Raw genomic sequence first — 13,895 nt, 5'->3', positions numbered from 1 at the left:
CCGCTGCCCCTCAGTGGGTGGGCACGCCGCCCTCGTTGTTGCGCTGGGCGGCGCGCCGGCTCAGTCGGGTGAGCCAGGAGCGGGTGAGCCGCGTCTCGCTCTGGCTGCCTTTGAAGCGGTCCTGGCTGCTGCCCTGCGGCAGCCAGTGATTGACGGCCTCCAGCACGCGAGCCGAAGCGCGGGGCGCCAGCGCCGAGGCAAGCACCGCCGCCTTCGCGGGGAACCCCAGCCGCACCTCCGCGTCTCCGCGCCGGCACGCTTCCACGATGAGCCGGGCCGCGCGCTCGGCACGGAGAGAGAGGCCCGCGAGCGCGTCGCCCACGGCGAACCAGGCGTACTCGCGCGCGTGGTCGCCCTTGAACGCGGCGTTTCGCGGGCTCCCGGTGCGCATGAGACCTGGGCACACCGTCGTCACCACGATGCCATCCTGGGCCAGCTCCGCGCGCAGCGCATCGGACAGGCCCACCTGCGCGAACTTGCTCGCGCAGTAGGACGCGAGGTGGGGCACCGCCACCTTTCCACCCAGCGAGGCGATGTTGACGATGCGCCCGCGGCCCCGGCGCTTCATCTCGCCGAGCACGGTGAGCGTCGTGTACAGCGATGCCCACAGGTGCGTGTCCATGGCCTCGCGGAAGTCCTCCAGGGACAGGGACTCCAGCGGGCCCACCTGGATGATGCCCGCGTTGTTCACCAGCACGTCAATCGCGCCGAACCGCTCGTGCACGCGCGCCACCAGGGCCTCCACTTGAACCTGGTCGCGCACGTCACACGTCACGGCGAGCACCTGGCCTCCGGACCGCGCCAGCTCCTCGCGCGCCCGCTCCAGCGTCGCGACATCGCGGCCACAGATGGCGACTCGCGCGCCCTCGCTGAGGAACTGTCGCGCGAGCACGAGCCCCAGGCCCCGAGTGCCCCCGGTGATCAGCACCGTGCGCCCGTGGAAGTCGAAGCGCAGGCGCGCGGCCCGCCGCATTCGCAGGAACCATCCCAGGCCCACGGCGGCCACGGCCACGAGGGCCTGTCCAGAGCTGAGCGAGCGACGTCGCGTGGTCATGTCGGACTCCGTCGGTGGCGAGGTGGAGAGGCGCCTCCGTGTGGACTCAGGGAGGCGGCGCCGCGGCCGAGCGCTCGTATTGCGTGTAGCGCTCCAGCACGGGCCGGACTCGCTGGAGCGCGGAGGGGCCGGTGAAGACGTGGCGCAGCCGACGCGACTCCGCGTCGAACACGAGGAACGCGGGATGCTCGCGGACGTCGTAGGCGCGGGCCATGGAGCCGTCATCCACCGCGATGGGGTAGTGCAGGCCCTGCTTTCGCGCGAACGCCTCCACGGCGTTGGTGTCACGCAGCTCGCGGGCCGAGTGGGTGACGTCCACGCCGATGACGCGCAGGCCCCGAGGACCGAACTCCTCCATCCACTGACTCACCGTGTCGAACTGCTTGGCGCAGTCCGAGCAGTCCATGGACCAGAAGTGGAGCAGGACGGGCAGCCCGTCGAGTTCCGAGACATGGACCGGGGCATTCACCCATCCGCCATCCGGGTCGAGCAGCGTGAGGGGGATGTTGAGCGTGGGCATGCGGACTCCGCCGAAAGGGCTTCAGGAGGACGCGACTCAAGCTATGCATGGGGGGCGCAGGCTTTCCCGGGCACGTCCACCCGTCGCTCGCCCGTCCGGTCGGCGCCACATCCAAGCAGCCCCTCCCCTGGCGGGAGGGCCGACCCCAAGAGAGCTGGCCGCGTCATGCACATCCCCGACTTCAAGCTGGAGCGGTACTTCGCGCGCTGGGAGTTCGCCGCGCCCTACCTGCTGTGCTCGTCGGACATCGAGGGCTGGCGGCAGAAGGACTTGCTGGCGCTCGCGGACCCGGACTCGCTCGCTCGATGGGAGGGATTGACGCTCGGCTACACGGAGTCCACCGGCCTGCCTGCCCTGCGCGAGGCCATCGCCGGGCTCTATCCCGGTCTGTCCGCAGGCGACGTGCTCACCTTCGCGGGCGCCCAGGAAGCTGTCTTCATCTTGATGAACGTGCTGCTCGGGCCGGGCAGCCACGTCGTCGTCACGTGGCCGGGCTACCAGTCCCTGCACGAGGTGGCGCGCGCCACCGGCGCCGAGGTGACGCTGCACGCGCTGCGCGAGGAGAACGGCTGGGCGTTGGATGTGGAGGCGCTGCGCCGCGAGCTGCGCCCGAACACGCGGCTCATCGTCGTCAACTTCCCCCACAACCCCACGGGCGCGCTGCCGGACGCGGCCACGTTCGAGGCGCTGTGCGCGCTCGCGGAGGAGCGCGGCATCTACCTCCTGTCCGACGAGGTCTACCGGCTGCTGGAGTACGAGCCGCGCGACCTGCTGCCCGCCGCCGCGACGCGCTTCACGCGCGGACTCAGCCTGGGCGTCATGTCCAAGGCGTTCGGCCTCGCGGGCCTGCGCGTCGGCTGGCTTGCGTCCAAGGACGCGGCGCTGATGCAGCGCCTCATGGCCTACAAGGACTACACGACCATCTGCAACAGCGCCCCCAGCGAGGTGCTCGCGTTGATGGCACTGCGCGCGAAGGAGCAGGTCCTCGCACGAAGCCGCGCGCTGCTCACTCGCAACCTCGCGTTGCTGGATGCCTTCTTCGCGCGCCACCCGCAGACCTTCCACTGGGTGCGTCCGCGCGCGGGCAGCGTCGCGTTCCCGCGCCTGCTCGGAAGCGAGCCCGTGTCGCGTTTCATCGAACGGCTCGTCGAGCGCGAGGGCGTCCTGCTCCTGCCGGGCGAGGTGTATGACTTTCCCGGCAATCACTTCCGGCTGGGCTTGGGCCGCGACAACCTCCCCGAGGCGCTGGCGCGACTGGAGCGCTTCATCCAGCAGCCGCCGCGCCCTTGAACCGCCATTTGCCGCACCGCGTCGGTTCTTCCTTGAGCAGCAAGTTTTCCCCGTTCTCGATTTCTTCAAACGCGAGACCTAGACTGCGTCCCCCTTGCCCGGAGGGCAACCGGGCGGATTGTCCTCTCTCCCCCTGAGAGGCTGTGCAGGAGGCACTCGCATGAAGACGCTGTTCGGTGCGGCCGTGGCTGCCGCGGTGATGCTCGTGGGCACGGAAGCCGCTGCCACCAACTACACGCTCTGGATTCATGGTCGAAACGGTGGCGGGACTCAGGCCGGCAACTACAACGACTTCAGCTATTGGGGCCCGGCCAGCACGGCAGCGGGAGTGAACAAGAAGGCGGTGAACTGGAACGGCACGCAGCGCGTCGGCAACGAGAACGGCCGCATCCGCGACGCGCTGGACTGCTTCTGCACCGGCGACAACTGGTGCTACATCGCCGCGCACTCGGCGGGGGACCTGCAGATCGGCTACGCGCTGTCGCTCTACGGCGGCTCCACGCGCACGAAGAAGAACGCGTCTCCCAACTCCAGCGGCGTGTGCGGCAACCTGGATGGCAGCACGCAGACCGGCTGGAACATCCGGTGGGTGGACGTGGCCTCGGGCGCGGGCGGCGGCAGCGAGCTGGCGGACGTGGGCGAGTGGGCCGTGAGCGAGCCGCTGGTGAGCGACCTGGTCACCACCACCGCGCGCGCCATGTACAACCACAACACCACGCGCAACGTGTGGCTCTACATGTTCGCGGCGGCGAAGGGCACGCTCTACTCGGGCATCCTCCCCGGGCAGGATGACGAGGCCGTCGCGTACCACTCGACGGGCGGCGTGTCTGGCAGCTCCGGGGGGTCGTACTGCAACCCGGGTGACTGGTTCTGCGGCGGCACGCTCAACACGGGCACGGCCGCGTGCAGCGATGGCCGCGCCAAGTGGACCAACCACAGCGTGGACTTCCGCGACGACGGCGAATCGGTCAACCACTACGCCAACGGCAACTGGGGTGGCATTGTCTCCAAGGTCCGCGCGGACATGGTGACGTACGCCTACTAGCGCGCGGGCATGAAGGACTCCATGACTCCCGATGGCACCGTTTCCGCGTCGTCGCGGTCGCGAGGTGGCGGCTGGCGACTCGTGTTCCTCCCACTGGCGCTCGCAATCCTGGGGGCCGTGGTGTGGTGGAGCCGCGGAGTCGGCGCTGTCGCGGAGTCTGAGTCCTCGCCGCCCGTCGATGCGGCCCCATCCTCGCGAGACGAGCGCCCCTCCCCGGGTGCTCCGACGCGAGGGGGGCCACCCTCCTCGAATGGCTCCGCTGCGAGCGTGGCCGCGATGAGCCAGGAGGAGCGGGAGCGCGAGGAGCGCCGCGCGCTGTGGGAGACGCGCCTGGAGCGCGCCCAGCGCACGCTCGAGTCGTATGTCGCGGCCACGCGCTATCCCCCCGACTCGCGTCCGAGCCGCGAGCATCCGGACCAGATGGAGTTGCCCGAGCCCGAGCGCACGCGGCGACTGGTGAGCCGCAGCGGTTCGGGAGACAGCGTCTCGGATGTGCAGATGCGGCTCAAGCAAGACAAGGTCTTCGTCGTCGGCGATGAGTCGGTGCTCTTCAGCGTGGCCTGCGAGGACGAACGCCACACGCCGCGCCCCTGCGAGGTGGTGTCCGCCGTCGCGCATGAAGCAGAGCACGTGCCGGGCTCGGGGGGCGTGAAAGGCGTGCCGCTCGCGTTCGCGGATGATGGCGCGGACGGCGATGCGCGGGCGGCAGACGGCGTCATCACCGGGCGCTTCCAGCCCTCTCGCCAGGGCTTCCCGCTGTACTCGGGAACGCTGCGCGTGGACGTGCGCGTGCGCTCGGGGCAGGTGGAGGACTCCAGCTTCTTCGACATTCTCTACACGCCCGCGGCTCCGGCCACCTTCACCCGCAAGGTGCGCGAGGTGATCGAGAACGGCTCACTCCAGCTCTATCTCGGCATCCAGGTCCGAAAGGCAGGACGGTATGTCGTGTCGGGGAGACTGGATGACGAGAGCGGTGTGGCCTTTGCCTATGTGTCCTTCAACGAGGAGCTGCCCGAGGGCTCGCACGAGGTGAAGCTGACTGTCTTTGGAAAGCTCATCATCGATGAAGCGCCCACGTTCCCGCTGCTGTTGCGCGACGTGGACGGCTTCTTGCTCAAGGAGTCGGGGGATCCGGATCGCGAGCTGATGGCCACGTTGCGAGGTCCGGTGCACACCACGCGCGAGTACGTCCCCACGGCCTTCTCGCCCGCCGAGTGGCAGAGCGAGGAGCGCACGCGCTACATCAACCGGCTGACCCAGGACGTCGACGAGGCGAAGAAGCAACGCGACTCCACGGGGACTCCGGCACCCGCGCCGAAGAAGGAGCCTCCGGCCCAGAAGGAACCCCCAGCGCGGCAGGACTCCGACACGAAGAACGAGCCCGCGCCGAAGAAGGAGCCTCCGGCCCAGAAGGAACCCCCAGCGCGGCAGGACTCCGACACGAAGAACGAGCCTGCGCCGAAGAAGGAGCCGCCGGCCCGGGGAGACACGCCCGAGCCACAAGTCGATGACCCGCCGCGCAAGCATTGAGGTCGCGGAGCGCAAGACTCAGGGCTCGCTCGCTACGGGACTTCGCAGCGCGGCACGACCCGCGCATCAGGCCAATGCTCGCGCGACGCTGCCTCATCCGAACGAGGGACGAGCGTGCTCGTGCCTCACGACTCGCGAGTCGTGACCTCGTCCCCTGCGCTCGAGGGCGCGGGATGCGAACTTGCTTCGGACGCTGTCTTCGTGAGCGAGGCGGCGTGAGTCTCCTCGGATAGCTGCGCCGTCATGACCGCTGCCGCTTCGGTCGCGAAAGTCCCTGACGGTGACTCCTCCATCGCGGAGGACGCGGATGACTCCATGGGTGCGGCTGCTTCGAACGCGGCCTCCTGCGCGATGGGCTCCTGGACGGGAGCCGCGACATCGGTGGAGTCCGCGAGGAACTCGGGCTCCGGCGCGGACACGTCGTTGACGTCCGCGAGGAAGTCAGGCGTCTCGCCGTTCGCGTCGAGCGAGCCTTCGGCTTCGAACCCGGACTCGTCATCGAGGTCGTCGAGCCCCAGCTCCATGGAGAGGCTGTCCAGGTCGCTGGTGCCGGGCGGCTCCAGCATGAAGAGCAGATCCTCGGGCTCATCCACGGTGGGCGTGGAGGTGTCCAGGTTCTGCAACTCCCAGGCAGCAGCTTCGGGGGACAGGATGTCGAGCGGGTTCAGCTCGCTCGCATAAGCCTCGCGCGGAGGCATGGCCGTGGGCCGGAAGCTCGGGAGCGGGGAGGGCGACGCCGCCAAGGGTTGGGGGCTGCCCAGAACCTGCGCGTAGCGAGGCCGCGAGGACTCGAAGTCGCTGATGCCCGCCAGGGTGCGCAGCTGCGCATGCTCCAGCAGGTGAGAGGCCGCGGGCGGCGGTCCCATGGCGTCGGCGCCAGGCCCCGCGTCCGTCGCGCCCGACACGTCGTGGCCCTCCAGCAGCGGCGCCAGGTCATCCTCCCCGGCCTGGAAGTCGCTGGCGTCGGAGAAGCCATGGCGAACCGCGGGGACGGGCGCGGGCGGCTCGTGGCGGATGGGGGTCGTGACCTCGTACTCCGCGATGGATCGCGTCGCGGGCGAGGCGATACCGGAGGGCAGTCGGCGGACGGAGCTCATTCGGTCACCTCGGTGGCGGCGCGCAAGACGGGCCGCATCGGATTGTCGTCGTGGGCGAGGGGAAGTTGCTAGGCGCGACGCGTGATGGCGCGCCCGGGACCCGGCGTGTGATGAATGGGAGCGGTGCTCCTCTCCTCGCGACGCGGTGCGGGAAACGTTGGGTCGTGAACACATGTTGGGGGGCTCCCCCCACGCATGAGGGCGAGTGTAGACGCCCGAGCGCCGCCATCGTCCGACTCCTGACAGGTGGGGCGCTCATGTCGGAGGAACATGGCATCGGTGCGTCTTGGAGGGCAGGAACAGGGACCGCGTCCCCAGGCCGGGCGAATGCGGTCGGTGGCCTCCCGCTTGCTGGGTGGGAGCGCAACGAGGAGGCAGCAGTCATGCGAATCGACAGCGCGGGACAGACCCATGTCGGCCGGCGGCCACACAACGAGGATGCCTACTGTGTCCTGCCGGAACTGGGGTTGTTCGTCGTGGCGGACGGGCTGGGCGGTCAAGAGGGCGGTGAGGTGGCGAGCCGCTGCGTGGTGGACACCTTCGCGGGGCTCGGGCTGCGGCTGGAGAAGGACCGGGACGCGACGTGGCCGGACGCGGTGGACCCTCGCAGGAGTCGCGAGGAGAACATGTTGGCCGCGTGCGCCGCGCTGGCCCAACGCAACTTGATTGCACAACGGGTGGGGCGCCTCCGGGAGATGGCCTCCACGGTGGTGGCGCTGGCGGTGGGCGAGCATGGCGCCGCGGTGGTGCACGTGGGCGACAGTCGGCTGTATCGCCTGCGCGATGGGAAGCTGGAGGCCCTCACGCGGGACCACTCGCTCATCGAGGAGCTGCGCGCGGCGGGCATGGAGCCTCCCGGCGGACCCGCGAATCTCCGGCACCTCATCACGCGGGCCCTGGGCACGGACAACGCCGAGCCCACGGTCCAGCGGCTCGATGCGCGCACCGGGGACGTGTTCCTGCTCTGCTCGGATGGTCTCTATGAGCCGCTGGGCCTGGACGGGTTGGTGCCGCGCCTCCATGCCGCCACCGCGCAAGAGGCCTGTGATGCGCTGGTGAGCGCGGCCTTCGAGGCGGGAGGACGCGACAACATCACCGCGGTCGTGCTGCGCGTGCCGGAGGCCTGAGACCCAGGGAGGAGGCTGCGGGGTCGTCGTCCTGGACCCGCCCGGGTGGCGAGGGCCCGTGCGCGGACGGGGTGCTCGGGGACTGCGTGCATCCCTCAACATTTCTCCGCTTCCGGGATAGTCTGCGCTTCCCCCCTCCTCTGGCGTCTCACTTCCAGCCCGAGCACCGTCGCATATGACGCTCAGCCTCGCCGCGCGCTTGACGGCGGCTTTCATCCTCGTCTTCCTGGTCCTCACCGCGGGCAGCGTCGTGCTCACGGGCATGTCGCTGCGCTCGCGGATGAACGCGGGGCTGGCCTCCAGCCTGGAGCAGGACGAGGCGGCGTGGAACGCCTTGCAGGAGCAGGAGGAGCGGGCCCTCGTGGCGGTGGCTCGCGCCGCGTCCGCGGGGCCGGTGCTGCGCGCGGAGCTGACGCGGGGCGTGGCCGAGGTGAAGACGCTCCAGGCCCATGCGCGAGCACAGCGAGACTTGCTCGGCGTGGACGTGCTGCTCCTGGCGGGCGCGGATGGCGCGCTGCTGGCGGGCAGTCGGGATGGGGCGGTGACAGGGCTCGGACAGCTTCTGCGTCGCGAGGGGCTCGCGCTCATCACGTTCGCGGGCGAGCCCTACCAGGCCGTGTCCCAGGCGGTGGAGGAGGGTGGGCGCACGGTGGGGCACGTCGTGGTGGGGACCCAGCTCGGGAGCGCGTTGTTGCGCCGGCTGCATCAGCAGCGCGCGGGCGTGGAGCCCGTGCTTCATCTGGGGCCGAAGCTGGTGGCGCATGCCTTCACGTCTGGCGCGCCGGACGCGCTGTTGGGCAACCTGCCCGCGCAGGCGAGTGCCTCGGTGAGCGAGCTGGAGTTGGCCGGGGTGCCGCTGCGGGTGACTCGGGTGGCGGTGGGTGACGGCATCGAGTTGGTGCTGGCCCGGAGCGCGAAGCTGGAGCTGGCTCGGCTGCGCTCGACGCTGGGGCTCATCGTCCTGCTCGGCTGTGTGACGGCGGCCATCGCGGGCGTGGTCATCTTCCTGTTGGTGCGCCGCGTGATGGCTCCGCTGAGCGCGCTGCGAGAGGCCGCCGCGCGCGTGGTCGCGGAAGGGGACTTCAGCCGCACGTTGGACGTGCGCTCGACGGGCGAGATTGGACAGCTCGCGTCCTCGTTCGCGGAGATGATGGCGCGGCTGCGTTCGGTGCTGCTGGCGTTGCGCGGCTCGGCGCAGGAGCTGGAGGCCACGGCGTTGGAGCTGGCCACGTCCGCGTCGGATCAGAACCTCGCGGTGACTCGGCAGGCGGCCGCGCTCCACCAGACGCAGATCGCCGCGAAGAACCTCCAGCAGAGTTCTCGCGCCGCCGCGCAGCGCGCCACGGGCGTGCTCCGCGAGGCTGAGCAGGCCGGGGCGCTGGGGCAGGCGGGCGAGTCCGCGCTGGCGGGCAGCGTGGGGGGACTCACGCACATCCGCTCGCATGTCGACCGCATCTTCAACACGGTGACGGGGCTTCAGCAGCGCACGCGGCAGGTGGGGGACATCACCGGGACGGTGAAGGACCTGGCGGACCAGTCGAACGTGCTCGCGCTCAACGCGGCCATCGAAGCGGCGCGCAGCGGCGAGTCCGGTCGCGCCTTCGCGGTGGTGGCTCGGCAGATGCGGTCACTCGCGGACCAGTCCGCCAGTGCCACGGCGCGCGTGCAGACCATCCTCGCGGACATCGGCAAGGCCATCTCCGAGACGGTGCGGACCAGCGAGGGCGGCTCTCGCGAGGTGGAGGGCGGGCTGGAGCAGGTCCGCGCCGCGGGGGAGAGCCTTCGTGCGCTCGCCACCCTCATCCAGAACAACAGTCAGGCCGTGCGCAGCATCGCGGAGACGGTGAGCCAGCAGGACGCCGGCATCGCGGAGCTCTTCGCCGCGCTCAGTGACCTGACGACCCTCGCGGACGAGACCGTCGAGCGCGTGGCCACGAGCGCCGTCGCCGCCGCGCGCCTCACCTCCGCGTCGCATGACGTCAGCTCCATCGTGAATCAGTACCGCCTGTGAGCGACGCGCGCGGAACGCCTCTCCCGTCCGCGCGGAGAGATGCGGCCCTGCTTCTCATTCGGAGTTGAGGCGCGATTCGTCCGCGCCTCCGGAGCTTGCCGTCAGCCCACTTCTCCGCCGTCGATGGCGTAGGCCGCGCCGGTGATGCCGGCCGCCGCGTCCGAGGCGAGGAACAGGCACAGCGCCGCGACCTCTTCAGGCTGGATGATGCGTCCCATGGCGTTCATCGACGCGAGCGCCTCGCGGGCCTGCTCGGGCGAGCGGCCCGTGGACTGGGTGATGGCCGAGGTCGCCGAGGCGAACATGTCCGTCTCCACCCAGCCCGGGTTGACGTTGTTCACCGTCACCTGCTTGCGCGCGTACTCCACCGCGAGCGCCCGCGTGAGACCCAGCAGGGCGTGCTTGGACGCGCAGTAAGCGGACGTGTACTTCGCTCCGCGCACGGCCGCGATGGAGCCGATGTTGATGACGCGGCCTCCACCGGCCGACGCCATCGCGGGCATCAGCTCGCGACAGAGGATGAAGGGCGCCGTCACGTTCACGGCCATCACCTTGGCCAGGTCCTCGGTCCGCGTCTTCGTCAGCGGCGCCGACACCGTGATGCCCGCGTTGTTCACCAGGACACGCGGCGTTCCCGTGGCCAGGATGGCCTGACAGGCGGCCAGCAGCGCGGACTCATCCGCCACGTCCACGGCCCGCGTGCGGATGGCCTCGCCGCCCTCGGCGCGCAAGGACTTCAGCGCCTCCTCCGAGCGGGCGAGCGCCCACACGCCGTATCCCGCGCGGGCGAAGGTGAGCGCCACCGCGCGACCGATGCCTCGACTGGCGCCCGTCACCACCACCGTCTTCATCGTCTCTGGAGCCATGGGCGCGCAGCATACCCGGGCGTTTGACGACGTCGGAGCGCGACGTTAAGCACCGCACTCATGCCCCGCGCTGACATCACCGACCTGTTTCGGATCGACGACCTGCTGTCCGCTGAGGAGAAGGCCGCGCGCGACACCGTGGCCCGCTTCGTCGACGCCGAGGTCCTGCCCATCATCGGGAAGCACTTCCGTGAGGGCACCTTCCCCGCGCACCTCGTGCCGCGCCTGGCGGAACTCGGCGTGTTGGGCGCCAACCTCCAGGGCCATGGCTGCGCGGGCATGAACACGGTCACCTACGGCCTCATCCTCCAGGAACTGGAGCGAGGGGACTCGGGACTGCGCTCGTTCGCGTCGGTGCAGGGCTCGCTCTGCATGTTCCCCATCCATGCCTACGGCAGCGAGGAGCAGAAGCAGCGCTTCCTGCCCGCCATGGCGCGCGGCGAGCGCATCGGCTGCTTCGGCCTCACCGAGTCCGACTTCGGCTCGAACCCGGGCGGCATGCGCACCCGCGCGCGCAAGGACGGCGACCACTACGTCCTCAATGGCTCCAAGGCGTGGATCACCAACGGCGCCATCGCCGACGTGGCCATCGTCTGGGCCAAGACGGATGACGGAGGCCCCGAGTCCGTGCGCGGCTTCCTGGTGGAGAAGGGCATGCCGGGCTTCACCGCTCGGGAGATCCCCGGCAAGTTCTCCCTGCGCGCCTCCGTCACCAGCGAGCTGTCCTTCCAGGATGTGCGCGTGCCCGCGAGCAACGTGCTGCCCGGCGTGGTGGGCCTCAAGGGGCCACTGTCGTGTCTGAACAACGCGCGCCTCGGCATCGCGTTCGCCGTCACCGGGGCCGCCATCGCGTGCTTCGAGGGCGCGCGCGAATACGCGCAGTCCCGCGTCCAGTTCGATGGTCGCTCCATCGCCAGCTACCAGCTCACGCAGGAGAAGCTGGCGGACATGCTCCAGGAGATCGTCAAGGCGCAGCTCGTGGGCCTGCGGCTCGCGCGGCTCAAGGACGAGGGCAAGAGCACGCCCGTCATGGTGAGCCTGGCCAAGCGCAACAACGTGAAGAGCGCGTTGGACATCGCGCGCGTGGCCCGGAGCATCTACGGCGCCAACGGCATCACGGACGACTATCCGCCCATCCGGCACATGCTCAACCTGGAGAGCGTCTTCACCTACGAGGGCACCCACGAGGTGCACACGTTGGTGCTCGGCAAGGCCATCACCGGCATCGACGCGTTCAACTGACGCGGACGCGACGGGAGGCCCACCCCCCGCGCCGAGCGTCCGTCATGCGGGCTCGGGGAGCGGGGGGCAGGGGTGGGTTTACGGGGTGCTGCCGCCGGAGGTGTCCTCGTCGGACGCGGGCGACTCACTGGACTCGTCAGTGGACTCGGGCTCGTCGGGAATCTCCGGGGCGGTTCCAGCCGCCTCGGCGTCCTGCCGGGCCTTGAGCTCCTCGTCGTTCATGAAGCCGACGGGGTCTTCCTTGCGGTTGAGGAAGCGCACCGACTTCTTCGACAGCGCGTACATCTGCGTCGCCGACGACGCGGGCACCAGCGAGTGCTCGATCTGCGCGGGCTCCGGACGCTCGACGACGCCCAGCTCGCCATCCTCGAGCTGCTTGGCCTGGGCGGGGCTCAGCTCCAGGCGGCGCAGCTTGCCCTTGCGGGTCATGAAGTAGAACGCCGTCTCGCCCGCCTCCAGTGGCACCTGGTTTCCAAGCACCAGCTCTCGGAGGGCGCGGTCCAGCTCCACCTGCTTCTTGGACTCGGCGCGCTGGTAGGCCTTGGAGCCCGGCATGGGGGGCAGCTTGGGGATGGGCTTCTCGGACGCCGTCGTCGCGGCGGCGGGACGGCCCCCCGAGCCTCCGTGGTACGGGGGACGGCCTCCGTCGCGGCGCGGCGGTCCACCGCCACCCTCGCGGCGGGGCGGGCCGCCGGCTGTCCGGTTCTCATCACGGTCGCGGCGGGCCGGGGGACGGCCCGAGGGCGCCCCGTGGCTCTCCGAGGAAGGCGCCGGGCGACGGCTCGTCTGGGACGGCGCGTCGCTCTTCTTGGCCTGCTCCTCGGAGACAAGGCCCGCCTTCAACAACTTGTCGCGCAGGTTCTGCATGGGTTGGGCGTTCTATCCCTTGCACGGCCGCATGCAAGCCATCGCTTGCCGCACCTGTAGGCGCCACGTAACTTGCCGCTCCCGCCGTCCGTCCCGCTGTGGAGGAGTCGTGAGTCGGTTCACCCAGTCCACCGTCACCCTTGCCCTGGCGCTGGCCGCCGTGGGCTGCACCGACCCGGTCGACAAGGCTGCCAAGGCCCGCATCTTCTCGCCGGAAGACCCGCCCAAGGTGGTCGCGTCCGCTCAGCAGAGCCTTCCTCCGGAAGACGTCGCGGAAAACCCTCGGGTCGCCCGCCGCATCCTCGGCATGGACGCCGCCGAGGTCACCGAGCGAATCGGCCCCCATCGCTACCAGGCCACCGTCAGCTACGAGTGGGGCGGCCCCAACAGCGCCAACCCGGTGAAGCTCACCGAGACCCGCACCTTCCGCGCCGGCCGCGGGGGCGTCAGCGGTGACTTCGACGGGGTCCTGGAGAACTCGCGAGACCAGGGGCTCGAGGTCATGCGGGTAGGCGGGCAGGTCTTCGCCAAGAACCGCTACGGCCCGTTCCGCCAGCGTCTGCGCGACCGCGGCATGGCCGAGCGCACCCGCACGGAGCTGACCGGCGCCATCCGCGACTTCGACAGCCTCTTCCAGGGCCGCATGAAGCTCACGCCCGAGGGCACCGTCTCCTACGAGGGGCGCACGGCCTGGAAGTACACCGTGTCCCTGGGGCCCTCTGTCGATTCCGGCCCGGCGCAGAAGCTGCCGGCCCTGTTCGCGCCCAAGAACGGCGTGGACGAGACCTCGAAGCGCCGCGCCAACTTCTTCGCCCACCGCCTGCCGCGCTCGCTGGATGGCGAGGTGTTGGTGGACAAGGACACCTCGGTCGTCCTGAAGGCGCGCCTGGATGGCCGCATCGGCGTGCCCTCCGAGAAGACGCCCGAGGCCGCCGAGCTGCGCATGACGCTGGAGTCCACGCTGACGGAGGTGGGGCAGGACCCTCGCCTCCAGCCGCCCCAGGACTTCCTCCCGGACGCGGACAAGCCGCAGGGCATCGCGGACGCGCTGGACCACTTCGGCATGCCGCGCTCCAAGCCCGGGGACGCCACGGGGACTCCTGCCTCGGGCGGCGAAGGGGCCGAGCAGCCCGACGAGGACGACGGAAACTGAGCGGCGTGCCCGCCTGGCTGCCCTGACGCGGCGGTCTGGCGGGCGTCGCGAGGCAGCGGGCCAGAGGCTTGAGTCTCCTGGGAGACTCGCCCT

Annotated in this window: 11 protein-coding genes and 1 pseudogene; 7 read left to right on the top strand and 5 right to left on the bottom strand. The window is 70.4% G+C overall.

Annotated features, from left to right (window positions below):
* Positions 1–10: 10 nt before the first annotated feature.
* Together JGU66_09600 and JGU66_09595 are read right to left on the bottom strand one after the other, a co-directional pair.
* Positions 11–1,054, bottom strand: coding sequence for an SDR family oxidoreductase (locus JGU66_09600; protein ID MBJ6761017.1), 1,044 nt, complete (start codon positions 1,052–1,054; stop codon positions 11–13).
* A 46-nt stretch (positions 1,055–1,100) separates the two neighbouring features.
* Positions 1,101–1,574, bottom strand: a complete 474-nt coding sequence (locus tag JGU66_09595) for a TlpA family protein disulfide reductase (protein ID MBJ6761016.1) — start codon at positions 1,572–1,574, stop codon at positions 1,101–1,103.
* 165 nt (positions 1,575–1,739) lie between these two features.
* Between JGU66_09595 and JGU66_09590 the strand changes: the two genes are divergently transcribed.
* The 3 genes and pseudogenes from JGU66_09590 to JGU66_09580 all read left to right on the top strand — a co-directional run bounded on the left by JGU66_09590 (position 1,740) and on the right by JGU66_09580 (position 5,187).
* Positions 1,740–2,864 carry an aminotransferase class I/II-fold pyridoxal phosphate-dependent enzyme gene (locus JGU66_09590; protein MBJ6761015.1) on the top strand — a complete coding sequence of 375 codons (1,125 nt, stop codon included), beginning with the start codon at positions 1,740–1,742 and terminating at the stop codon, positions 2,862–2,864.
* Positions 2,865–3,024: 160 nt separating this feature from the next.
* Entirely contained in the window at positions 3,025–3,909 is an 885-nt protein-coding gene (locus tag JGU66_09585) for a hypothetical protein (protein MBJ6761014.1), read from the top strand.
* A gap of 21 nt (positions 3,910–3,930) precedes the next feature.
* A pseudogene (locus JGU66_09580) lies at positions 3,931–5,187 on the top strand (hypothetical protein).
* Between the two features lie 377 nt (positions 5,188–5,564).
* Here the strand turns inward: JGU66_09580 and JGU66_09575 are convergent.
* Positions 5,565–6,536, bottom strand: coding sequence for a hypothetical protein (locus JGU66_09575; protein MBJ6761013.1), 972 nt, complete (start codon positions 6,534–6,536; stop codon positions 5,565–5,567).
* Positions 6,537–6,919: 383 nt separating this feature from the next.
* On the opposite strand from JGU66_09575, the gene JGU66_09570 reads away from it, so the two are divergent.
* Both JGU66_09570 and JGU66_09565 read left to right on the top strand, forming a co-directional pair.
* Positions 6,920–7,663, top strand: a complete 744-nt coding sequence (locus tag JGU66_09570) for a serine/threonine-protein phosphatase (GenBank protein MBJ6761012.1) — start codon at positions 6,920–6,922, stop codon at positions 7,661–7,663.
* Between the two features lie 175 nt (positions 7,664–7,838).
* Entirely contained in the window at positions 7,839–9,674 is a 1,836-nt protein-coding gene (locus JGU66_09565; GenBank protein MBJ6761011.1) for a methyl-accepting chemotaxis protein, read from the top strand.
* A gap of 101 nt (positions 9,675–9,775) precedes the next feature.
* Here JGU66_09565 and JGU66_09560 read toward each other — a convergent pair whose 3' ends face one another.
* Positions 9,776–10,540 carry an SDR family oxidoreductase gene (locus JGU66_09560; GenBank protein MBJ6761010.1) on the bottom strand — a complete coding sequence of 255 codons (765 nt, stop codon included), beginning with the start codon at positions 10,538–10,540 and terminating at the stop codon, positions 9,776–9,778.
* Positions 10,541–10,600: 60 nt separating this feature from the next.
* Here JGU66_09560 and JGU66_09555 point away from each other — a divergent pair, with 60 nt between their 5' ends.
* Positions 10,601–11,782, top strand: coding sequence for an acyl-CoA dehydrogenase family protein (locus JGU66_09555; GenBank protein MBJ6761009.1), 1,182 nt, complete (start codon positions 10,601–10,603; stop codon positions 11,780–11,782).
* Between the two features lie 78 nt (positions 11,783–11,860).
* On the opposite strand, the gene JGU66_09550 is transcribed toward JGU66_09555, so the two are convergent.
* A complete protein-coding gene (locus JGU66_09550) occupies positions 11,861–12,649 on the bottom strand; it encodes a DUF2058 family protein (GenBank protein ID MBJ6761008.1) in 789 nt (262 codons plus the stop codon).
* A gap of 109 nt (positions 12,650–12,758) precedes the next feature.
* Between JGU66_09550 and JGU66_09545 the strand changes: the two genes are divergently transcribed.
* Positions 12,759–13,802: a hypothetical protein gene (locus JGU66_09545; protein MBJ6761007.1), complete on the top strand. Its 1,044-nt coding sequence runs from the start codon at positions 12,759–12,761 to the stop codon at positions 13,800–13,802.
* The last annotated feature ends 93 nt before the right edge of the window (positions 13,803–13,895 follow it).

This window comes from Myxococcaceae bacterium JPH2, from assembly GCA_016458225.1.
In the GTDB taxonomy this organism is placed as follows: domain Bacteria; phylum Myxococcota; class Myxococcia; order Myxococcales; family Myxococcaceae; genus Citreicoccus.
The sequence above is the reverse complement of the archived record's forward strand: the minus strand, read 5'-3'. Positions and strand labels throughout refer to the sequence as shown.